This is a genomic window from Streptomyces sp. NPDC021225 (assembly GCF_044332865.1).
Lineage (GTDB): Bacteria > Actinomycetota > Actinomycetes > Streptomycetales > Streptomycetaceae > Streptomyces.
Genome location: NZ_JBIRPV010000002.1, coordinates 214,664 through 236,101, shown reverse-complemented (window position 1 = coordinate 236,101; position 21,438 = coordinate 214,664). Strand labels below are relative to the sequence as shown.

The window sequence follows — 21,438 nt, the reverse complement described above, 5'->3', positions numbered from 1 at the left end:
ACGGTCCGATGCCCGGCCTCGGGCCCCGCGGTTACGATCCCGCCATGTCCGCCTCTCCGCCTCAGCCTCTGCCGCTGCTCAAGCGCATACCGCCGGGCCTGTGGGCGGGGCTGGTGTGGTTCGCGGCGGCGCTGGACCCCATCGTGAAGTACGTCCTGATGCCCCCGCGGCGGATGTACTCGCTCAGCTACCCCCGGCAGGGCCTGGACCCGCTGTCCGCCAAGCTGCTGCTCGCCATCGCCTTCGCCCTCGTCCTGGCCGGATGTGCGCTGCTGCGCCGCAGGGCTTCTCTGGGGTACGGGCTACTGCTGGCCGGCACGCTCGCCTCGACGCTGGCATGGCGCCAGGACGAGATCCCGCCCATGCAGTACCTGGGGGCGGACGTCGCCCTCGCATACGTCGCGGTCGTCCGGCCCCGGCGCTCCTCGCTCAACGCCGCCGCGGCGGCGCTGGCCACGCTGCCCTGCTACGTCCTCCTGAGGCAGGGCCTCGGCGTCCACGACGGCGGTGTCGCCCCCGAGCCGTACATCGCCCTGACCGTGGTGATCGGCTGGCTCCTCGGCAACTCGGTGCGCCAGTCCCGGCTCCACACCGAGGAGTTGCACGCCCAGGCCGCCGCCCAGGCCGTCACCGCCGAGCGGCTGCGGATCGCCCGCGAGATGCATGACACGGTGGCCCACAGCATCGGCATCATCGCCCTCCAGGCCGGCGCGGCCGCCCGGGTCATCGAGACCCAGCCGGGCAAGGCCCGCGAGGCGATGGTCGCCGTGGAGAAGACGGGCCGCGAGACGCTGTCCGGGCTGCGGCGGATGCTGGGCGCGCTGCGCGAGGCGGACCGTGAGCCCGCGCCGTTCCCGCTGCGGCCGGCCGCGGGCCTCGCGGACGTGGAGCGGCTGGTGACGACCACAACGGCCGCCGGGGTCCGCGTCGACGTGTGGTGGCAGGGCAGGCGCCGCCCGCTGCCCGCGGACATCGACCTCGCGGCGTTCCGGATCATCCAGGAGTCGGTGACCAATGTCGTACGGCACTCGGGCGCCGGCTCCTGCCGGGTGAGCGTCGACTACGGCGAGGACGAGCTGGCCATCGAGGTCCGCGACCGCGGCACGGGCACCGGCGCGGACGCCGAGCACGACACGGGGTACGGCCTGGTCGGCATGCGCGAGCGGGTCGCCCTGCTGCACGGCGACTTCACCGCCGGGCCCCGGCGCGGCGGCGGCTTCCTGGTGACGGCCCGACTGCCGCTCAAGACGAAGGCGGAGGCCGCAGCCGGATGACCGTCCGAGTCCTCCTCGCCGACGACCAGCCACTTGTCCGCGCCGCCCTCCGGATGGTCATCACCGACACCCCGGACCTCGAGGTCGTCGCCGAGGCCGGGGACGGCGCCGAAGCGGTCCGGCTGACCGCGGAACTCGCCCCGGACGTCGTGGTGATGGACATCCGGATGCCCGGCACGGACGGCATCGAGGCCACCCGGCTGATCACCACGGGCCCCGGCGAGACCCGCGTGGTCGTCCTGACGACCTTCGACGACGACGATTACGTCTACGGGGCGCTGCGCGCCGGGGCCTCCGGGTTCCTGGTCAAGGACATGGCCCTGGACGACATCCTCGCCGCGGTCCGCGTCGTCGCCGCCGGGGACGCGCTGATCGCCCCGGCCGTCACCCGCCGCCTGATCAAGGACTTCGCCGCCCGCCCCACGGTCACGCCGCCGCGGCGGGCGGAGCTCGGCGGCATCACCGACCGGGAGCGCGAGGTGCTGACCCTGGTCGGCAGCGGCCTGTCCAACGCCGAGATCGCCGACCGGCTGTGCATCAGCGTCGCCACCGCCAAGACCTATCTGACCCGGCTGCTCGCCAAGCTCGACGCCCGCGACCGGGTGCAGCTGGTGATCCTCGCCTACGAGGCGGGCCTGGTGGCGCCGTCGGGGGGCTAGGCGCGCACATCACGTCCGGGAGGGGTCCCGGTGGCGCTCGCGGATGATGTGCCGACAGTCACCGAGGTGGAACAAGGAGATCCGCGATGACGCCCGTGCAAGTCGATTGGCTGTCCGTGCTGCTCGGTCCCATCGTCCTCGTCGCGTTGGCGTTCGCCTTCTTCGCCGCGCGTTCGGCGTCCAAGAGGAGCGAGCCGATGCCTGGCTGGGGGAAGGTCGCCCAGGGTGTGGCGATCGCTCTCGCGATGTTCGTGGCCGTCGCCAACTTGGTCTGGGGCGGTTCGTAAGACAGAGTGCCAGGACATCTGGCAGCTCAGCAATGGCGACATCGCCGTCATCGGCCGTGATCTGACCCCCACTACCATTCGGGCCTGCCGGAAGGTGTGGCAGTCGGGGCCGACGAACGAATCGTCGTCATTCCCGGCAACATGCTCAGCGCGGCGAAGCCGGACATTCCCGATGCTTGACGTTCACGCTCCCGCGCTCCCCGAGGAGCGCGGCCAACGGCTCACGCGCGATGAGTACCTTCGGGATTTCCGTGCTCGGGATGCCGCCATCCGCAACGGCGACTCATGGAAGCTTGAACGGCTCCAGCACTTCGAGGAGGTAGACGTTCCATCCCGTGGCGCACTGCGACGCGGCGGCTGGGACATGGCGCTGCGCTTGTTCGAAGAGGGCCGTGACAACCTGCGCGGAATCCAAGCGGACGAAGAGGCCCATGGTGCGGATCCTGCCTGCCAGGGCGATCGCCGTGGCGGAGACCGACGGACTGCTCCCGGAACTGACCATTCAGGACGGCAAGGTGCTCTTCCGCGTCCTGTACACCGATACCGGGGTGCCGGACGGCGCGATCCGCTTCACCGACCCGGACATCGTCGAGCCGTGGACGGAATACGTGCGGAAGGCCCAGGACGCACTCATCGGCACGTCGGCAGACGCCAACGGTTCGCCCGGAGACTCGGCCAATGACCTATCCGGCTCGTCCCGCGATGTGGTCCGGGCGGGGAATGTCACCGGTGACATCCACTTCCACCAGGCCCCGGAGGCGTCCTACCGTCCGCGAACCGTCCCTCGTCAGCTTCCTGCCGACGTCTACACATTCGTCAACCGGACTGCCGAACAAGCCCACTTGCACACCATCCTGACCAGCCGGGACGGCGGCCAGGCACTCGTGTCCGTGCATGTGGTGGCCGGCACGGCGGGGGCAGGCAAGACCTCACTGGTCCTGCGCTGGGCTCACCAGGTCAAAGAGGCGCGCTCGGGGTGGCCTCAGGCGACATACCGCAGGACGTGGTCGACGCGGCCGCCCTCTACCGTTCCCTTCTCGCCGACCGCCGGATGCTCATCCTGCTCGACAATGCCGCCACGGTCGGCCAAGTGCGCCCGCTGCTCCCCGGCGGCGGAAACAGCCTCGTCGTGGTAACCAGCCGCAACCGCCTGGCCGGCGACGTTTGTCGTACTGTCGGTCAGTTCGCCATGGCCGCGTCGGCACACGGTCCCGACGGTGATCACCGCCGCGGTGGACTATCCCGGTGACAAGGTGACCACCATCCAACCAGCCGTCCCGGTGTCGCCGCGTTGCGAGCCGGTTACCCCTCATGCATGAGTCAGATATAATCAATGGCACACATGATATCCGCGGAGGTGTAGTCCATGAGCCGAACTGTCATCGATCTCGACGACCAGCTGGTCGCGGACGTAGCCAAGGCCCTCGGTACCAGCACCAAGAAGGAGACGGTGAACACCGCCCTGCGCGAGGTGTTGGAGAACCGACGACGCGCCCTGGCTCTCACTCGCCTGCGGGCCGCCGCTACGGAGGGCGCTTTCGACCTCGATCTCTTCGAGGACAAGGGGAATTACCGCCGGTGAACGCCGCGCAATTCCTGATCGACACCAGCGCGCTCGCCCGCCTGCTACGCGGCGACGCTGATCAGTACGGATGGGACCAGGCAGCAGCAGCCGGACTCATCGCCACCTGCCCCATCACCGAGCTGGAGTTCTTCTACAGCGCGCGGTCCGCCGCCGACCGCACACAAGGCATCGAGGACATGCGCCTGCTCTTCGGCTGGGTACCGGTCGACGACCGCGCCTACGACCGCGCCTGGCAGGTCCAGGAGATCCTCACCCAGCGCGGACAGCACCGCAGCGCCGGAGCCGTCGACCTCGTGGTGGCCGCCACGGCCGAGCTGCAGGGGCTGACTCTCCTGCACCGTGACCGGGACTTCGAGTGCATCGCCGCCGTCACCGGCCAGGCACTCCAGTGGTACGGCCCCGAAGCCGGCAAGTGAGCCAGGAGCCGAGCGGCGGCGGCTTCCCGGTAACGGCCCGCCGGGTCCCAGTGCCGCGTCGGCCCCGGCCCGGAGCGAAGGGTCCGGGCCGGGCCGTGATGCGTCTGCCGGTCAGTTCGCCATGTCGGCGAACACGCCGGGCTGGTAGGAGCCGCCCGGGTTGCGCAGGATCACGCCGAGCCGGTTGGCCGCGTTGATCATGGCGACCAGGTAGACCAGGGCCGCGGTCTGGTCGTCGTCGTAGTGCTCGCGCACCTGGGCCCAGGTCTGGTCCGAGACGCCGAGGTGGGCGTCGGCGAGGCGGGTGCCCTCTTCGGCGAGGGCCAGCGCGGCGCGCTCGGCCTCGGTGAACACGGTGGACTCGCGCCAGGCGGCGACCAGGTTGAGCCGCACCGCGGTCTCCCCGGCGGCCGTGGCGTCCTTGGTGTGGAAGTCCAGGCAGAAGCCGCAGCCGTTGATCTGGCTGGCGCGCATCATCACCAGCTCCTGGGTGGCCCGGGGCAGCGACGACTGCTGGATCGCCAGGCTCACGTTGTAGAACCGCTTGCTGATCTTGGCGCCGAGCTCGTTGGCCATCAGGTCGAAACGGGGTTCCATGGCTTGGTCCTCATCTGTTGTATGGCTCGCCACGCGGATCGTTCGCGCGGCGTCCGACGCAAACGAGATGCCGCCGCCCCCATCCCTGTGACGCCCCGGCCGTGTGACCTGTGCCACCACATCGGGGTGTCACAAAACGGTGGTGACCGGCGTCTCGTGCGTGTGGAACAGTCGAGAACGAACAGGCGGGAGCCGACCTTGAGCGAGCGCAGCGAGCCGACGGCGGACACGGCGGACTCCTCCGTGGAGTCGGCGACCAAGGCGTTCGTCGCCCACCGCAACCTGCTGTTCACCATCGCCTACGAGATGCTCGGCTCGGTCGCCGACACCGAGGACGTCCTCCAGGAGACCTGGCTGCGGTGGGCGGACGTGGACCTCGGCACCGTGCGGAATCAGCGTGCCTTCCTGGTTCGCATCACCACCCGCCAGGCGCTCGGCCGGCTGCGTACGCTCCGCCGGCGCAAGGAGTCCTACGTCGGCCCCTGGCTGCCCGAGCCGCTGCTGACCGCCCCGGATGTGGCCGAGGACGTCGAGTTGGCCGACAGCGTCTCGATGGCGATGCTGCTGGTGCTGGAGACGCTCACCCCGACCGAGCGGGCGGTGTTCGTGCTGCGCGAGGTGTTCGACGTGGACTATGACGAGATCGCCGAAGCCGTCGACAAGAGCCCCGCCGCGGTCCGCCAGATCGCCCACCGGGCGCGGAGCCACGTCGCGGCCCGCCGACCGCGCGGAGCGGTGTCCGCGGCCGAGACGCGTGACGCGCTCCAGGCGTTCCAGCAGGCGGTCAGGACCGGCGATCTGCGGCACCTGCTCGACCTTCTCGCGCCGGACGTCGTCCTGCTGGGCGACGGTGGCGGTGTCGTACAGGCCGCGCTGGCGCCGGTCGTGGGGGCCGACCAGGTGGCCCGTGTGCTGGGCAGGGTCGCCGCCTCGGCCGCGCTGGAACCGGCACAGGTCAACGGCTACCCGGCGCTGATCCTCCGCCTCGGCGACGGGATCGACACCGTCATCGCGGTACGCCTCGACGACGGCCTCATCACCGGGCTCTACGCCGTGCGCAACCCCGAGAAGCTGTCGCGCATGGAGCGGGAGACCGCCCTGCGCCGCTGAACCGGGCCGCTTCCGGTGTCACTGGAGAGCGGCGTCACTGGAGAGCGGCCCGCAACGCCCGCACCAGCGCCTGGGCCCGCGGGTCGGCCGTGACGCCGCGCTGCATGCCGTTGGTGACATAGCCGAAGCCGATGCCCGCGTCGGGGTCGGCGAAGGCGAGGGAGCCGCCGCGGCCCGGGTGGCCGAAGGAGCCGGGGGTGAGGAGCGGGGAGGCCGGGCCGTGCAGCATGTAGCCGAGCCCGAAGCGGGTGCCGACGACCAGCACCTGATCCGGCCCCGCGGACTCCTCCGTACGGGCCAGGGTCACCGTCGCCGGGGCGAAGAGGCGGCCGCCGGACCGCAGGGGGCGCGCGGCGGGGCCCGAGGGCAGCGCGCCGATCAGCGCCGCGTAGAAGCGGGCCAGCGCGTCGGCGGTGGCGACGCCGCCGGAGGCGGGCAGCTCGGCGGCGAGGTAGGCCGGGTCGTTCTCGTCGGGCATCGGGCTGATCGCCCCGAAGGCGCGCCGGGTGAGCGAGTCGGGGTTCTGGTACGCCTCGGCCACCGACCGCTTGGGCCGCAGCCGCGGGCCCTGCGCGGCGGCCACCGGCGGGGCCTCCACGGGCCCGATCCGGCCCACGCGGCCGCGCTGCCCGTCCGGCAGCCCGAGCCACAGGTCGAGGCCGAGCGGCCGGGCTATCTCCTCGGCTATCCAGCGCCCGATGGTGCGCCCGCTGACCCGCCGCACCAGCTCGCCCAGCAGCCAGCTGTAGGTCTGCGCGTGGTAGCCGTGCGCGGTGCCCGGCTCCCATACGGGCTGCTGGGCGGCGACCGCCCGCGGGCCGTGGAAGCCGTCGATGGCCTGGACGGGGGTCAGCGGGGTGTCCAGCACGGGCACCCCGGCGCGGTGCGCGAGCAGATGCCGTACGAGGACCCGCTCCTTGCCGTTCGCCTTGAACTCCGGCCAGTACGTGCCGACCCGGCCGTCGAGGTCGAGCTGGCCCCGCTGGTGGAGCAGCAGCGGCACGGCGGCGGCGACACCCTTGGTGACGGACCGGACGACCTGCGCGGTGTCCTGGGCCCACGGCTCGCCGTCCACACCTCCCTCGACATCTTTGACGCCGCCCCACAGATCGACGACCTTGTCGCCGTCCCGGTACACGGTCACGGCCGCACCCCGCTCGCCGCGCCGGGCGAAGTTGTCCACGAAGGCGTCCCGGACCGGTTCGAATCCGTCGGCCACCGTGCCCTGGACCTGGACGTCCACCACTGATCCGTACTCCCACCATGCCGAGGGCGATGCGTGCACCCCCCATGGTGCATCGCCCCCGCCGGATACCTCAGACCGGGGCGGTCACCGAGCGGGGGTCGAAGCCGAAGGGCAACTCCAGTCGATGTTCCCGCATCAGGGCCTCGTCGCACAGCAGGTCCTGGGTACGGCCGTCGGCGGCGATCACCCCGCCGCTGAGCACCACGGAGCGCGGGCACAGCTCCAGCGCGTACGGCAGGTCGTGCGTGACCATCAGCACCGTGACGTCCAAGGAGCGCAGGATATCGGCCAGTTCGCGGCGCGAGGCGGGGTCCAGGTTGGACGAGGGCTCGTCCAGCACCAGGATCTCCGGCTCCATGGCCAGGACGGTCGCGACCGCCACCCGCCGCCGCTGCCCGAAGGAGAGGTGGTGCGGCGGGCGGTCGGCGAACTCCGCCATGCCGACCCGCTCCAGGGCGTCCACGACCCGCCGCTCCAGCTCCGCGCCGCGCAGCCCGGCCGCGGCCGGGCCGAAGGCGACGTCCTCGCGCACGGTCGGCATGAACAGCTGGTCGTCGGGGTCCTGGAAGACGATGCCGACGCGGCGGCGGATCTCGGCCAGGTTGGCCTTGGAGACCGGCAGCCCGGCCACCGTGACCGTCCCGGCGCCCGCGTCCAGGATGCCGTTGAGGTGCAGGACCAGGGTGGTCTTGCCCGCGCCGTTGGGCCCGAGCAGCGCGACCCGCTCGCCGCGGGCGACGGCCAGCTCGACGCCGAAGAGGGCCTGGTGGCCGTCGGGGTAGGCATAGGCCAGGCCGGACACCTGGAGGGAGGGCGGGACGGTCATATCGATATCCATCCGGTCAGGCAGACCACCAGCGCGGTCAGCGGGAGGGTCGCGGCGGACAGCCACTGGGCCCGGGTCGCGGTCATGTCGTCGATCACCGGCATCGTGCCCGCGTAGCCCCGGCTGATCATCGCCAGGTGGACGCGCTCGCCGCGCTCGTAGGAGCGGATGAACAGCGCCCCGGCCGACTTGGCGAGCACGCCCCACTGACGCACCCCGCGCGCCTCGAAGCCGCGCGACTGGCGGGCGATGCGCATGCGGCGCATCTCGTCCGTGATGACGTCCCCGTAGCGGATCATGAACGACGCGATCTGGACCAGCAGCGGCGGCATCCGCAGCCGCTGAAGCCCCAGCAGCAGGGCGCGCAGCTCGGTGGTGGAGGCCAGCAGCACGGACGCGGCGACCCCGAGCGTGCCCTTGGCCAGGATGTTCCAGGCGCCCCACAGGCCGGGGCGGCTGAGCTCCATCCCGAGCACCGCCACGCGCTCGCCGTCCGCGACGAACGGCATCAGCACGGCGAAGGCCACGAAGGGGATCTCGATCAGCAGCCGCCGGAGGAGAAACCCCGCCGGGATCCGCGCCACCGCCGCGACCGCCGCCAGCACCGCCGCGTACGCCCCGAAGGCCCACACCGCCTCGCGCGGGGTGGAGACGACGACCAGGACGAAGCAGAGCACCGCGGCGAGCTTGCACTGCGGCGGGAGGGCGTGCAGCGGCGAGTGGCCCTCCCGGTAGAGCTTGTGGGCGTGGCCCGCGCCCATGTCAGACCCCTTCCGGGTGGTGGGCGGCGGGTACGGCGGCGGGCCCGGCGGCGGCCTTCCTGGTGCGGCGGCGTACGACCACGAACAGCCCGGAGCCGACGGCGAGGGTCGCCCCGACCCCGATCACCCCGGCCAGGCCGCCGGAGAGCCGGGCGTCGGTGACGTCCTTGACGCCGTAGTCGGCGAGCGGGGAGTCCTGGGCGGCGTGGTCCTCGGTCTTCTTGTCGATGCCGTTGTCGGCGGCGACCTTCTCCAGGCCGTCGGGGTTGGCGGACGCGTAGAAGCTGACCACACCGGCGCACAGCAGCGCGGCCGCGACGCCGACCGCCCACACCCGGCGCGCGGACCGCCGCGCGGCGGGCGCCGCCGCCGGGGCCGCGGCCGCGGCGGCCACCGGAGCTGCGGCGCCCCCCGACGCCGCACCCCCTGCCGGTGCGGCCGCACCGGCCCGCGCCGGGGCGCCCGGGGCGGCCACGGCGACCGTGCGGATCTCCAGGGTTCGGGTCAGCCCCCGCGCGCCGTACACCAGGTCGGGGCGTACGGCCACCACCGCGCCGACGGTCAGGGCCGTGATCGCGGCCTCGCCGATGCCGATCAGCACATGCACCCCGACCATCGCGGTGAACACCTTGTCGAGCGAGACATGGGCCGTGCCGCCGAGCGCGTAGATCCCGGTGAAGGCGACGGCCGCGGCCGGTACGGACACCAGGGCCGCGACGAAGGAGGCGACGGTCACCGAACGGCGCCGCTTGGGCGCCAGTTTGAGCAGGCCGCGGAAGACGGCGTACGCCACCACCGTGGTGACCACCGCCATGTCCGTGATGTTGACGCCGAGCGCGGTGAGGCCGCCGTCGGCGAAGAGCACGCCCTGCATGAGCAGCACCACGGAGACGCACAGCACCCCCGTGTACGGGCCGACGAGTATCGCGGCCAGCGCCCCGCCGAGCAGATGCCCGCTGGTCCCGGCCGCGACCGGGAAGTTCAGCATCTGTACGGCGAAGATGAACGCGGCGACGAGCCCGGCCAGCGGAGCGGTGCGCTCACCGCCCGAGCCGCCCAGGCCACCCGAGCCCCCGCCCTCCCCCAGCTCCCGCCGGGCGCCGCGCAGGCTGACGCCGACCGCGGCGGCGGCGACCACGCCGGTCGCCACGGACACCGGGGCGTCGATGAATCCGTCGGGGACATGCATGGCGGGGCTCCGCTTCTGCGCCGGGGGTGTCCGATACATCCACGGAATCCGCCAATCCGGTTATCCGCCCGATGATGGTAACCCGCTATTGCAACCTATTCGCAAGAGCGCTGTACCCGCGAAAACCCCCGCCCACACAACGGCGGCGGCCCTCCGCGCACTCGCGAAGGGCCGCCGCACTGCACAACGGGGCTGCTTAAACCCGGGTCAGATCCGCGTCGGGATCCCGCTCTTCGTCCCGCGCCTCGCGCGCCGCGGGGCCGGGGTCGAGCTGCTTGCGCAGCCCCTCGCCCTCCACGTCCACGTTGGGCAGCGCCTTGTCCAGCCAGCGCGGCAGCCACCACGCAGACTTGCCGAGCAGGGCGAGCACCGCCGGAACGATGGCCATACGCACGATGAACGCGTCGAAGAACACCGCGATGGCGAGACCGAAGCCGATCATCTTCACCATCGACTCGGACGAGCCGATGAACCCGGCGAAGACGCTGATCATGATGACCGCGGCCGCGGTCACCACCCGGGCGCCGTGCTTGAAGCCGGTGACCACGGCCTGGCCCGGCCGCTCGCCGTGGACGAACGCCTCGCGCATCCGGGTCACGAGGAAGACCTCGTAGTCCATCGCCAGGCCGAAGACGACACCGATCATGAAGATCGGCATCATGCTCATGATCGGGCCGGGCTCCTCGACGTTGAACAGGCTCCCGCCCCAGCCCCACTGGAAGACCGCGACGACCGCGCCCAGCGCCGCCACGACGGACAGCAGGAAGCCGAGGGCCGCCTTGAGCGGCACCAGCAGCGACCGGAAGACCACCATCAGCAGCAGGAAGGCCAGCCCGACGACGAGGCCCAGGTAGGGCACGAGCGCGTCGTTCAGCTTCTTCGAGATGTCGATGTTCATCGCCGTCTGCCCGGTCACCAGCACCTCGGCGCCGGTCCCGGACTTGAGGGACTTGGCCTCGTCCCGGATGTCGTTCACCACATGCTCGGTGTCCACGCTGCTCGGCTTGTACTTGGAGATGACCGTCAGCGTGGCGGTGTCTTTGTCCTTGTTGAACATGGGCTTGCTGACCGACGCGACGCCCTTGACGTCGTGGATGGTCTGGCGGGCCTGCTCCGCGGCGCCCTCGGGGTCGTCGCTGCCCTTGGCGTCGATGACCACCATCAGCGGCCCGTTGAAGCCCGGGCCGAAGCCGTCGGACATCAGGTCGTACGCCTTGCGCTTGGTGGTGTCGGTCGGCTGCGAGCCGTCGTCGGGCAGGCCGAGCTCCAGGCTGGCCACGGGGACGGCGGCGGCGCCCAGGCCGAGCACGCCCAGCAGCAGCACCGCCACCGGGCGGCGCAGCACGAAGCGGGCCCAGCGGGTGCCCGCGTTGGGCTTCTCCTCGCCCTGTGCCTGGCCCTCCTCGCCCTTCTTGGCGGCCTTGCGGACCTTGCGGGGCAGCACCCTGGCGCCCGCGAACCCCAGCAGCGCCGGGATGAGGCTGATCGCGATCAGAACGGCGATGACCACCGTGCCCGCCGCGGCGAAGCCCATCTTGGACAGCATCGGGATGTTGACGACCGCGAGGCCGGCGAGGGCGATGACGACCGTGAGCCCGGCGAAGACGACCGCGGACCCCGCGGTGCCCACCGCGCGCCCGGCGGCCTCCTCCCGCTCCCGTCCCTCGGCCAGTTCGGCCCGGTAGCGGGAGACGATGAACAGCGCGTAGTCGATGCCGACCGCGAGGCCGATCATCATCGCCAGCGTCGAGGTCGTGCTGGACAGCCCCAGCGTGGTGGCCAGCGCGGTGATCCCGGAGATGCCGATGCCGACCCCGATGATCGCGGTGAGCAGCGGCAGTCCGGCGGCGACCAGCGAGCCGAAAGTGATCAGCAGAACGACCGCCGAGATCGCGATGCCGATGATCTCGGTGGCGCCGGTCTCCGGCATCTGCTCCAGCGCGTCACCGCCGATCTCGACCGTCAGCCCCGAGGCGCGGGCGTCCTGGCCCGCCTCCTTCAGCGCGTCCCGCGTCTTGTCCTCCAGCTCCATGGCGCTGACCTTGTACGAGGTCGAGACGTACGCCGTGGTGCCGTCCTTGCTGACCCCGCCCGCCTTGTACGGGTCGGTGACCGAGGCGACCTCGTCCGAGCCCGACTGGAGCTCGCGAACGGTCTTCTCGACGGTGGCCTTGTTGGCCGCGTCGGTCATCTTCTCGCCGGCCGGTGCCCGGAAGACCACGCGGGCGGTGGCGCCCTGCGCGTTGCCGCCCGGGAAGCGCTGCTCCAGTACGTCGAAGGCCTTCTGGGCCTCCGTCCCCGGGATGGAGAAGCTGTCGTTGGTGGGTTGCGAGGCGGTGGCGGCGCCGACCCCGGCGACCGCCAGGAGCGCCACCCAGATCAGGGCGACGAACCGACGTCGCCGGAAGGCGAATCGGCCGAGTTTATAGAGGAACGTGGCCACGAGGAGAGGTGCTCCCGTCGAGTAGGCGTGACTGGGCAGGGATGGGGAACCAGACGGCGACGAGAGCGGCGCGCCGGCTGGAGCTCTATGGGGTTGTGGGGGTGCGGCGTTGCGGGTGCCGGGTTCTGGGGAGGGGGGAGAGGGCTGCCTCAGGGGGAGGCGGGGGACAGAACACCGAGGGCGGGGAGGATCACGGCGTCGATGTAGTCGAAGAGGTAGTCGGCGTCCGGCTCCTTGGCCTCGACCAGAGACCGGGTGGTGAAGGCGCCGAGCAGCAGGTGCACGGTGTATTTGAGGGCGGGGCGGTCCGGGGCGACCTCACCGCGGTCGACGGCGCGCTTGAGCAGCATGTCGAACGCGCCGAGCTCATGGGTGATCAGGAGTTCGCGCAGCGCCTCGAGCAGATCCGGGTTCTGGTGGGCGGCCAGAGCCAGCCCCCGCATCAGCGCCGCGTCCCGCTCCCGGGCCTCGTCGCCGCACTGCACCATCTCGCGCAGATCGCCGCGCAGCGAGCCGGTGTCGATGTCCTCGAGCGAGACGGGCTTGGTGTGCCGCAGGGCGGTGGCGACCAGCGCCGGCTTGCTCTTCCACTGCCGGTAGAGCGTGGCCTTGCTGGAGTGGGTGCGGGCCGCGATCGCGTCCATGGTCAGCGCGTCGTAGCCGACCTCCGTCAGCAGTTCCATGACGGCCTGGTACAGCTCGCTCTCCCGCTCGGGGGACAGCCTGCTGCGGCGTTTATCCAATGCCTGCACCATGCCCTCCTTCCGACGCATTCGAGCGCTGCGAACGAAACGGTTTCGTACACCTCCAGAGTAAGCCCAGATCCGCCCGGCGCTTCACGAAACCACCCCGTATCGCTCGTGGTATGCGTCACAAGACCGAGTTGCCCTGAAGGGGCCGCCCCGGAAGGATGGTCGGGTGAGCGATGGTCTGTCGAACGCGCCGGGCCCGGGCGGCCGCGCGTACCTCCGGTTTCCGCACCTGCACGACGACTTGCTCTGCTTCGCCGCCGAGGACGACCTATGGGTCGCACCCCTGGCCGCGGCCGGCGAGCCCCCCGGCCGGGCCTGGCGGCTGACGGTCGACCGCACCCGCGTGGGACACCCCCGCTTCTCCCCCGACGGCTCGCACATCGCGTTCACGACCTGGCGCAGCCTCGACCCCGAGATCCATCTCGCCCCGGTCGACGGCGGCCCGGCGCGCCGGCTGACGTACTGGGGCGGCACGGACGCCCGCGTCTGCGGCTGGACGCCCCCCGACCAGGACGGCACCTCCCACATCCTGGCCGTCTCCTCCCACGACCAGCCCTTCTCCTACTTCTCCTGGGCCTACAGCCTGCCCACCGACGGCAGCCCCGGCGGGCGGCTGCCCTGGGGCCCGGTCTCCGACATCGCGGTCGCCGACACCGACGGCGAGCGCCGCACCCTCCTGCTGACCGGCAAGCCCCCGCACGAGCCCGCCTCCTGGAAGCGCTACCGGGGCGGCGCGACGGGCCGGCTGTGGCTGCACGGCACCCGCCTGGTGCCGGAGTTGAACGGACACCTGGACTCGGCGATGTTCGTCGCGGGCCGGATCGCCTTCCTCTCCGACCACGAGGGCATCGGCAACCTCTACTCCTGTCTGCCCGACGGCACCGATCTGCGGCGCCACACCGACCACGCCGACTTCTACGCCCGCCACGCCTCGACCGACGGCTCGCGCGTCGTCTACCAGTGCGCCGGCGACCTGTGGCTCGTCGACGACCTGAGCCCGCGCGCCGAGCCGCGCCGGCTGGACGTACGTCTCGGCGGGGCGCGCACCGGGCGGCGGCCGTACCAGGTCCCGGCCGCCTCGCACGTCAACTCGCTGTCCGTGGACACCACGGGCCGGGCCAGCGCGGTCTGCGTACGGGGCAGCCTGTACTGGCTGACCCACCGCGACGGCCCCGCCCGCACCCTCGCCGACACCCCCGGCGTCCGGGTCCGGCTGCCGGAGATGCTGGGCGACACCGGGCGGGTGGCGTATGTGACGGACGCCGAGGGCGAGGACGCCATCGAGATCGCGTATCTGCCGCGCGCGACGGGCCCGGAGGAGCGGCGGCGGCTGGCGGCCGGCCGGCTCGGGCGGGTGCGCGAGATGGTGGCGTCGCCGGACGGCAAGCGGCTCGCGGTGGCCGCGCACGACGGGCGGCTGCTGCTGCTCGACACATCGACGGACGCGTCGCCGGACGCGTCGCCCGACACCCCGCCGGACGCGTCGCCCGACGCCGCACCGGCGACGGAGCCGGACGGCGCGGAGCCGAACCCCGCCGCCTCACCCGACACCGACCCCGTCGACGAGGTCGGCGAGTTGATCCGGTCGACGAACGGCCCGGTACGCGACCTCGCCTTCTCCCCCGACTCCGCCTGGCTGGCCTGGTCGCACCCCGGCATCGGCCGCTCGCTGCGCCAGATAAAGATCGCGCGGCTCGCGGACCGCACGGTCGTGGACGTGACCAGCGGCCGATTCGAGGACGAGGAGCCGGTGTTCACCCGCGACGGCCGGTATCTGGCGTTCCTGTCCTGGCGCGGCTTCGACCCCGTCTACGACGTGCACACCGGCGATCTGTCGTTCCCGCTCGGCTGCCGCCCCTACCTCGTACCGCTGTCCTCGGCGACCCCCTCCCCCTTCGCGCTCTCCCCCGAGGGCCGCCCGGCGGCGGGCGGCCTCGACCGGGACGGCGCGCAGGCGGGAGGCGGCGACGGCGAGGCCGAGGGCACGGTCACGATCGAGGTGGAGGGGCTGCCCAGCCGGGTCACCGCCTTCCCGGTGGCCGCCTCGAAGTACTCGGCGCTCTACCCGGTCAGCGGCGGGGGCCTGGTGTGGCTGCGCTGGCCGATCTCCGGCGCGCTCGGCGAGACCTTCGCCAACCCGGCCGAGACCTCCTCCCGCCCCACCCTCGAACACTTCGACCTGGTCAAGGCCAAGCGCACCGAACTCACCGACGACCTGGACTGGTTCGCGGTCAGCGGCGACGGCACCCGGCTGGTCGTCAACGACGACGGCGATCTGCGGGCGGTGCCCGCCACGGAGACCGCCGACAGCGACGCCACCGTCCACATCGACATGCGGCGGATCCAGCACACCGTCGACCCGGCCGCCGAGTGGCGGCAGGCGTACGACGAGGCGGGCCGGATCACCCGCGCCTACTACTGGGAGCCGCGGATGTGCGGCGTCGACTGGGACGGGGCGCTCGCCCAGTACCGTCCGCTGGTCGAACGGGTCGCCTCCCCCGACGAGTTCGCCGACCTGCTGCGCGAGGTGCAGGGCGAGCTCGGCACCTCGCACGCGTATGTCATCCCGGCCCGCCGCAACGAGGGCCCGGCCCACTACCAGCGGCCCATCGGCCTGCTCGGCGCCAACTTCACGCGCGCCAAGGACGGGCGCTGGACCGTCTCCCGCATCCTGCCGGGCGAGTCCTCCGACTCCCGGGCGCGTTCGCCGCTCGCCGGCACCGGCATCCGCGACGGCGCCACGCTCACCCATGTCGACGGCCGCCCCGTGGACCCGGTCGCCGGCCCCTACCCGCTGCTCACCGCCGCCGGGGGCACGACCGTCGAGCTCACCTTCCAGCCCGCCGGCAGTGCCGATGGGGAGAGTCCCCCGCCGCGCCGCGTCGCGGTCCAGCCGCTCATCGACGACCGGCCGCTGCGCTACCAGGACTGGGTGGCCAAACGGCGCGCGGTGGTGCGCGAGTTGAGCGACGGGCGGTGCGGCTATCTGCACATCCCCGACATGGGCGGCTCCGGCTGGGCCCAGTTCAACCGCGATGTGCGCAGCGAGGTGTCGCTGCCCGCGCTGATCGTGGACGTACGGGGCAACGCGGGCGGCAACATCAGCGAGCTGGTCGTCGAGAAGCTCACCCGCACCATCATGGGCTGGGACCTGACCCGCCACGCCGAGCCCGTCTCGTACACCAGCAACGCGCCGCGCGGCCCGATCGTCGCGGTCGCCGACGAGATGACCTCCTCCGACGGCGACATGATCACGGCCGCGTTCAAGATCCAGGGCATCGGCCCGGTGGTGGGGCTGCGCACCTGGGGCGGGGTGGTCGGCATGACCGGCCGCCACCGGCTCGGGGACGGCACGGCCATCACCGTGCCGATGAACGCCGCGTGGTTCGACGCGTACGGGTGGGGGGTCGAGAACTACGGCGTGGAGCCGGACATCGAGGCGCCGCGCTCGCCGCTCGACTGGGCCGAGGGCCGCCATCCGCAACTGGGCGTCGCGGTGCGCACCGCGCTCGACCTGCTGGAACGCCACTCGGCGGCGACTCCCCCGGACTACTCGGACGTGCCGGACCTGCGGCGCCCGGAGCTGCCGCCGAGAAGCGGCTGAGGTGGTGGGGCGCACCCGGGCTCGGATGCGCCCCACCGAGGTACCGAGATCACGCCTTCGAGGTCACATCTCCTCGAAGGGCTCCTGGTCCTCGACGCCTTCCTCCCGGTCCCGCATCGCAGGCCCACGGCTCTCGCGGCTCTCGCGGCTCTCGCGGCTCTCGCGGCTCTCGCGCGGCGGCTGCTCGCGCCGCTGCTGCTGGCTCTGTTCGCCCTGCGCTTTGCGCTTGGTCTGCCGGGCCTTCTCGTTGAACTGGTCCTTGCTGGCCATCGATGTCACTCCTCAAGGGGTGGCAGAGGTGCCACGCGGCGTGGCCGCATGTCGATGTCGCAACCAGCGTCACATGCGGAAACACGCCCCGCATGTCGGGCGTCACGGTTTCCGCCGGTCGCCCTCCGCCCGCGCCTTCTCGTCCGCCTCGCCTCCCGCGCCCACCAGCCCGCCCCGCAGCCCGCGCGTCGCCGCGAGCCGGGGCTCGACGCGGCGCATCTCGCGCGGGCCGACGGTCCCGACCAGCGCAGGCAGCACACCCCGTACGGACTGCATGCCGCGCAGCCACCACTGTCCGTACACATGCGCCGAGCGCCGCTCGATCCCGTCCACCAGCCGGTCCACGGCCGGGCCGAGCGGATTGGTGCGGTTCGCGGGCCAGGGCAGCCGCCGCCGCAGCTCCCGCGCCACGTCGTCCTGGTCGGCGCCGCGCACCATGTCCGTGTCGGTCCAGCTGAGATAGGCCACCCCGACCCGTACGCCGCGATGGCCCACCTCAGCACGCAGACAGTGCGCGAACGCCTCGACCCCGGACTTGGACGCGCAGTACGCGGTCATCATCGGCGCCGGTGAGAGCGCGGCGAGCGAGGAGATCTGGAGCAGATAGCCGCGGCTCGCGACGAGCGCGGGCAGGAACGCGCGGGCCGTGGTGACGCTGCCCAGCAGATTGACCTCGATGACCCGCCGCCAGGCCGTCTCGTCGGTGTCGAGGAACGGACCGCCCTGGGCCACACCGGCGTTGGCCACGACGATGTCCACCCGCCCGAAGCGCGTCGCGACCTCCCCGGCCACCCGGGCCATCGCCTCGTGGTCGCTGACATCGGCGTGCCAGGAGGCGGCGTCCGTCAGCAGCCCCTCCGCCACCCGCCGCAGCCCCTCGGGCTCAAGCCCCACCAGCGCCACCCTGGCGCCCCGCGCCGACAGCTTCCGGGCCAGCAACTCCCCCACGCCCCGGGCCGCCCCGGTCACCACGGCGACCCGGCCCTCCAGACTTCCGCGCAGACCGCTCATGACTCCTCCGCTCCTCGTACTCGTCCGCTCTCGGGAACCGCCGCCCTCGCCCCGCCCACGGCTCCGTAGGTCGCCACCAGCCCGCGGATCACCCCGCTCACCGCCGCCGGATCCTCCACCGGCGCCATGTGCCCGAGCCCGTCCAGCTCGGTCACGCCGACGCACCGGGGGAGCCGGTCGGCCAGCGCCCGGGCGTGCTCCAGGGGGGTCAGCCGGTCGGCCGTGCCGGCGAGGACGGCGGTGGGGACGGCCAGCCGGCCGACCTCCGCGTCGAGGTCGAGGTCGCCGATGACCCGCGCCCACGCGGCCCGCACCGCCCGCGGGCAGTCGTGCACGATGCTCGCGCACGCGTCCACCACGGCGGGGCCCGCCTCCGGGCCCATCGTCACGTACTTCAGCAGGCGTCTGGAGAGCGGCGTCACCGGCCCGAGCGGCGCCCTCGAGCACAGCAGCGCGCGCTGCACCCGCACCCGCAGGCGCTCCCCGCGCAGCGGTACGACGCGGCCCCGCTCGATCAGCCGCGAGGAGCCGGTGTTGCACAGCAGCACGGCCGCCGCGCGCTCGCGCAGCTGCGGCCGGTCGGCGGCCGCCATGAGCGTCATGCCGCCCATGGAGTGGCCCACCACGACGGCCCGTTCCCCGGGCACGAGGGTCTGCTGGAGCACCGCCGCGAGGTCGTCGGCGAGCGCGTGGGTGCTGTAGCCGCCGGGGCCGGCGGCGGGGCTGCGGCCGTGGCCGCGCTGGTCGTACAGCACGACGCGGTGGTCGGCGGCCAGTTCGCGGACGATCGGCGCCCAGAAGGCGGTCGAGCATGTCCAGCCGTGCGCCAGCACCACGGCGGGGGCGCCCTCGGGCCCGTGCAGCTCTGCGTGGAGGCGGGAGCCGTCGGCGGAGATGACGGACAGTTCGCTCACGGCGACGGGCGGCGCGTACGGCCCCGCGGCGAGCCGCGCCGGACGGCGGCTCACCGCTCCCCCCGCCCCGCGCCCGCGCCCACCACGTCCGGGTCGGCGCCCCGCTCCGGTCGCAGCACCCGGTACTCCGTGGCGTCCACCTTCCGCGTCACCCAGCGGAACTCCGACGTCGACCCGGGCCACACGGTCGTATTGCGCCCGTTCTGCAAGTACCAGCTGTCGCAGCCGCCCACGTTCCACACCGTACGGCTCAGCCGCTCCTGCACCCGGTCGGTCCACGCCCGCACCGCCGAGGGCCGGGCGTCCAGCGCCACCTTTCGGCCCGCGGCGCCGCCCAGCACGTCCAACTGCCGCATGAAGTCGACCAGATACGCAAGCTGGGCCTCGATGATGAGGATCATCGAGGTGGTCCCGACCCCGGTGTTGGGCCCGATGATCGTCAGGAGGTTGGGGAAGCCCGCCGCGCTGGTGCCGCGCAGCGCCTCCATGCCGTCCCGCCACTCCTCCGCGAGCGTCGTCCCGTACGCCCCGGTCACCCGGTGCGCGATCGGCATGTCGGTCACCTGGAAGCCCGTCCCGAAGATGATCGCGTCGGCCTCGGCCTTGGTGCCGTCGGCGGCGACGAGCGTGGCGCCGCGCACCTCCTTCAGCCCGGCGACGACATCGACATGGGGCTGGGCGAGGGCCGGGTAGTACTCGCTGGACAGCAGGATGCGCTTGCAGCCGATGCGGTAGTCGGGCGTCAGCCGGGCCCGCAGGGCTGGGTCTCCGATGGCCCGCCGCATATGGCCGAGGGCGACCCGCTCCACCAGCCGCAGCGAGTCGGGCCACCGGGTGAACGAGCCGGTCTGTAGCTCCCGCACCCCCCACAGCACCGCCCGCCGCAGCGCGCGGGTCGCCGGGACCTTGGTGTGCAGCCAGTGCTCGGCGGCCGAGATACGGCGGTCCATGCGCGGCAGCACCCAGGCCGGGGTGCGCTGGAAGAGGGTGAGCCGGTCCACCTCGCGGTGGATGGCGGGCACGATCTGGACGGCCGAGGCGCCGGTGCCGATCACCGCGACGCGCTTGCCGCGCAGGTCGTAGCCGTGGTCCCAGCGCGAGGAGTGGAAGACCTCGCCGGGGAAGCCGGCCAGGCCGGGGATGTCCGGGATCTTCGGGTCCGACAGCGGTCCGGTGGCGCTGACCACGACATCGGCGGTCAGCGGACCGGCCGCGGTGTCGATCTCCCAGTGCAGCGCGCGCGGGTCCCAGCGCATGGCCCGCACCTCGGCGTCGAAGCGCAGGTGCGGCCGCAGCCCGAACGTGTCGGTGACCCGCTCCAGATAGGCCCGGATATGCGGCTGCCCGGAGAAGTTGCGCGGCCACTCGGGGTTGGGCGCGAAGGAGAAGGAGTACAGATGGGACGGTACGTCACAGGCGCAGCCCGGATAGGTGTTGTCCCGCCAGGTGCCCCCGACCGCCCCGGCCCGCTCCAGGACGACGACGTCGGTGATCCCCGCCCGGCGCAGCCGCACGGCCGCCCCCAGCCCGCCGAATCCGGCCCCGATCACCGCCACCCGTACGTGTTCCCGCGTCACTTCAGCACCGGTCATGGGGCCGCCTCCCGCAACACTCGGAACCGCGCCAGCGATTACTGGCACGGTTTGAGCGTAGGACAGCGGGCTACCGGGCGGTAGGGGCCGGGCGAAGGGAAGTTACCGGCGGTTCGCCCTCCCGGGTGCGGGCATAGGGTGCTGACGTGGCGACGAGCGAAGCACCCCAGGCTCCGGACGGCCCGGAGGAGATCCGCGAATACCGCGTCGCGGAGCTGGCCGAGAAGGCCGGGATCACCGTGCGCACCCTGCGCTTCTACCGGGAGCGCAAGCTCCTCCCGCCGCCGCGCCGCGAGGGCCGCATAGCCTGGTACGACGACCACCATCTCGCCCGGCTCCGGACGATCGGGGCGCTGCTGGAGCGCGGCCACACCCTCGGCGGTATCGCCGAACTCTTCGCCGCCTTCGAGAGCGGCCGCCGCGACGTCGCCGACCTCCTCGGCCTGCACCCGGCCCCCGTCTCCGTCCCGGCCTGGTCACAGGAGACACCGGTCCGGCTGGCGCCCGAAGCCCTGGCCGACTACTTCAAGGGCCAGGTGACCGCGGAAAACCTCGCCGCCTCCCTCGACCTCGGCTATCTCGCGGTCGACGGCGACCAGTTGGTCCACGTCAGCCGCCGTCTCCTGGACACCTCCAGCGAGCTGGTCGACCGGGGCGTCCCGCTCGACGCCGTCCTGGAAGCGGCCCGTGAGATGCGCCGTCATGTGGACGCGATCGCCGAGATCTTCGCGGCCCTCCTGCGCACCACGGTCCTGGCCGAGCCCACATCGCGCATTGGCGAAACGGTTGAGCAGCTGCGGCCGATCGCCAAGGGCGTGGTGGACGCGGAGCTGTCGATGGCCATGGACCGCCGCATCCGCGCCGAACTCGCGGCCTGGGCCGAGACATCGGAGTGACGGTAT

The 21,438-nt window shown here is 72.5% G+C and carries 21 protein-coding genes; 9 read left to right on the top strand and 12 right to left on the bottom strand.

From position 1 onward, the window contains the following. The first annotated feature begins 44 nt into the window (after positions 1-44). The 3 genes from ACH4S9_RS09145 to ACH4S9_RS09135 all read left to right on the top strand — a co-directional run bounded on the left by ACH4S9_RS09145 (position 45) and on the right by ACH4S9_RS09135 (position 2,220). Complete coding sequence (locus tag ACH4S9_RS09145; protein ID WP_398370845.1) at positions 45-1,274, top strand: sensor histidine kinase; 1,230 nt, start codon at positions 45-47, stop codon at positions 1,272-1,274. Next, positions 1,271-1,933 carry a response regulator transcription factor gene (locus tag ACH4S9_RS09140; protein WP_311726371.1) on the top strand — a complete coding sequence of 221 codons (663 nt, stop codon included), beginning with the start codon at positions 1,271-1,273 and terminating at the stop codon, positions 1,931-1,933. Before ACH4S9_RS09145 ends, ACH4S9_RS09140 begins: the two co-directional genes overlap by 4 nt. Before the next feature lie 86 nt (positions 1,934-2,019). Further along, positions 2,020-2,220, top strand: a complete 201-nt coding sequence (locus ACH4S9_RS09135) for a hypothetical protein (RefSeq protein ID WP_311726372.1) — start codon at positions 2,020-2,022, stop codon at positions 2,218-2,220. A 283-nt stretch (positions 2,221-2,503) separates the two neighbouring features. Here ACH4S9_RS09135 and ACH4S9_RS09130 read toward each other — a convergent pair whose 3' ends face one another. Further along, positions 2,504-2,653, bottom strand: a complete 150-nt coding sequence (locus tag ACH4S9_RS09130) for a hypothetical protein (protein WP_398370842.1) — start codon at positions 2,651-2,653, stop codon at positions 2,504-2,506. Here ACH4S9_RS09130 and ACH4S9_RS09125 point away from each other — a divergent pair. The 3 genes from ACH4S9_RS09125 (at position 2,652) to ACH4S9_RS09115 (ending at position 4,221) form a co-directional block, all read left to right on the top strand. Beyond that, a complete protein-coding gene (locus tag ACH4S9_RS09125; RefSeq protein WP_398370840.1) occupies positions 2,652-3,356 on the top strand; it encodes a hypothetical protein in 705 nt (234 codons plus the stop codon). The genes ACH4S9_RS09130 and ACH4S9_RS09125 overlap by 2 nt on opposite strands. Positions 3,357-3,586: 230 nt before the next feature. Next, complete coding sequence (locus ACH4S9_RS09120) at positions 3,587-3,802, top strand: type II toxin-antitoxin system VapB family antitoxin (protein ID WP_311726374.1); 216 nt, start codon at positions 3,587-3,589, stop codon at positions 3,800-3,802. Beyond that, positions 3,799-4,221 carry a PIN domain nuclease gene (locus tag ACH4S9_RS09115; protein WP_385348656.1) on the top strand — a complete coding sequence of 141 codons (423 nt, stop codon included), beginning with the start codon at positions 3,799-3,801 and terminating at the stop codon, positions 4,219-4,221. Before ACH4S9_RS09120 ends, ACH4S9_RS09115 begins: the two co-directional genes overlap by 4 nt. 111 nt (positions 4,222-4,332) lie before the next feature. On the opposite strand, the gene ACH4S9_RS09110 is transcribed toward ACH4S9_RS09115, so the two are convergent. Then, the gene (locus tag ACH4S9_RS09110; RefSeq protein WP_361183047.1) at positions 4,333-4,818 is read right to left on the bottom strand and encodes a carboxymuconolactone decarboxylase family protein; all 486 of its coding nucleotides are present in this window, start codon (positions 4,816-4,818) and stop codon (positions 4,333-4,335) included. 198 nt (positions 4,819-5,016) lie between these two features. Here ACH4S9_RS09110 and ACH4S9_RS09105 point away from each other — a divergent pair, with 198 nt between their 5' ends. Then, the gene (locus tag ACH4S9_RS09105; RefSeq protein WP_311726377.1) at positions 5,017-5,928 is read left to right on the top strand and encodes an RNA polymerase sigma-70 factor; all 912 of its coding nucleotides are present in this window, start codon (positions 5,017-5,019) and stop codon (positions 5,926-5,928) included. A gap of 34 nt (positions 5,929-5,962) precedes the next feature. Here ACH4S9_RS09105 and ACH4S9_RS09100 read toward each other — a convergent pair whose 3' ends face one another. The 6 genes from ACH4S9_RS09100 to ACH4S9_RS09075 all read right to left on the bottom strand — a co-directional run bounded on the left by ACH4S9_RS09100 (position 5,963) and on the right by ACH4S9_RS09075 (position 13,148). Then, positions 5,963-7,171, bottom strand: a complete 1,209-nt coding sequence (locus ACH4S9_RS09100; RefSeq protein WP_311726378.1) for a serine hydrolase domain-containing protein — start codon at positions 7,169-7,171, stop codon at positions 5,963-5,965. A 73-nt stretch (positions 7,172-7,244) separates the two neighbouring features. Next, complete coding sequence (locus ACH4S9_RS09095; protein ID WP_311726379.1) at positions 7,245-8,000, bottom strand: ABC transporter ATP-binding protein; 756 nt, start codon at positions 7,998-8,000, stop codon at positions 7,245-7,247. Next, positions 7,997-8,761, bottom strand: coding sequence for a cobalt ECF transporter T component CbiQ (gene cbiQ, locus ACH4S9_RS09090; protein WP_311726380.1), 765 nt, complete (start codon positions 8,759-8,761; stop codon positions 7,997-7,999). The genes ACH4S9_RS09095 and cbiQ overlap by 4 nt, the downstream gene beginning before the upstream one ends. A gap of 1 nt (position 8,762) precedes the next feature. Continuing rightward, positions 8,763-9,950, bottom strand: a complete 1,188-nt coding sequence (locus ACH4S9_RS09085) for an energy-coupling factor ABC transporter permease (RefSeq protein ID WP_398370835.1) — start codon at positions 9,948-9,950, stop codon at positions 8,763-8,765. 196 nt (positions 9,951-10,146) lie between these two features. After that, entirely contained in the window at positions 10,147-12,393 is a 2,247-nt protein-coding gene (locus ACH4S9_RS09080) for an MMPL family transporter (RefSeq protein ID WP_361183054.1), read from the bottom strand. 149 nt (positions 12,394-12,542) lie between these two features. Beyond that, on the bottom strand, positions 12,543-13,148 hold the full coding sequence (locus tag ACH4S9_RS09075) for a TetR/AcrR family transcriptional regulator (RefSeq protein WP_311726383.1): 606 nt from the start codon (positions 13,146-13,148) through the stop codon (positions 12,543-12,545). A gap of 163 nt (positions 13,149-13,311) precedes the next feature. On the opposite strand from ACH4S9_RS09075, the gene ACH4S9_RS09070 reads away from it, so the two are divergent. Next, entirely contained in the window at positions 13,312-16,749 is a 3,438-nt protein-coding gene (locus tag ACH4S9_RS09070) for a S41 family peptidase (protein ID WP_398370832.1), read from the top strand. A gap of 63 nt (positions 16,750-16,812) precedes the next feature. Here ACH4S9_RS09070 and ACH4S9_RS09065 read toward each other — a convergent pair whose 3' ends face one another. The 4 genes from ACH4S9_RS09065 to ACH4S9_RS09050 all read right to left on the bottom strand — a co-directional run bounded on the left by ACH4S9_RS09065 (position 16,813) and on the right by ACH4S9_RS09050 (position 20,536). Then, positions 16,813-17,019, bottom strand: a complete 207-nt coding sequence (locus ACH4S9_RS09065; protein ID WP_398370830.1) for a hypothetical protein — start codon at positions 17,017-17,019, stop codon at positions 16,813-16,815. Between the two features lie 102 nt (positions 17,020-17,121). Then, complete coding sequence (locus ACH4S9_RS09060) at positions 17,122-18,030, bottom strand: SDR family oxidoreductase (protein WP_398370828.1); 909 nt, start codon at positions 18,028-18,030, stop codon at positions 17,122-17,124. Continuing rightward, the gene (locus tag ACH4S9_RS09055) at positions 18,027-18,998 is read right to left on the bottom strand and encodes an alpha/beta fold hydrolase (RefSeq protein ID WP_398370826.1); all 972 of its coding nucleotides are present in this window, start codon (positions 18,996-18,998) and stop codon (positions 18,027-18,029) included. The genes ACH4S9_RS09060 and ACH4S9_RS09055 overlap by 4 nt, the downstream gene beginning before the upstream one ends. After that, the gene (locus ACH4S9_RS09050; RefSeq protein ID WP_385342657.1) at positions 18,995-20,536 is read right to left on the bottom strand and encodes a flavin-containing monooxygenase; all 1,542 of its coding nucleotides are present in this window, start codon (positions 20,534-20,536) and stop codon (positions 18,995-18,997) included. The genes ACH4S9_RS09055 and ACH4S9_RS09050 overlap by 4 nt, the downstream gene beginning before the upstream one ends. 146 nt (positions 20,537-20,682) lie before the next feature. Between ACH4S9_RS09050 and ACH4S9_RS09045 the strand changes: the two genes are divergently transcribed. Beyond that, positions 20,683-21,432 carry a MerR family transcriptional regulator gene (locus ACH4S9_RS09045; protein ID WP_352128090.1) on the top strand — a complete coding sequence of 250 codons (750 nt, stop codon included), beginning with the start codon at positions 20,683-20,685 and terminating at the stop codon, positions 21,430-21,432. Positions 21,433-21,438: the final 6 nt, after the last annotated feature.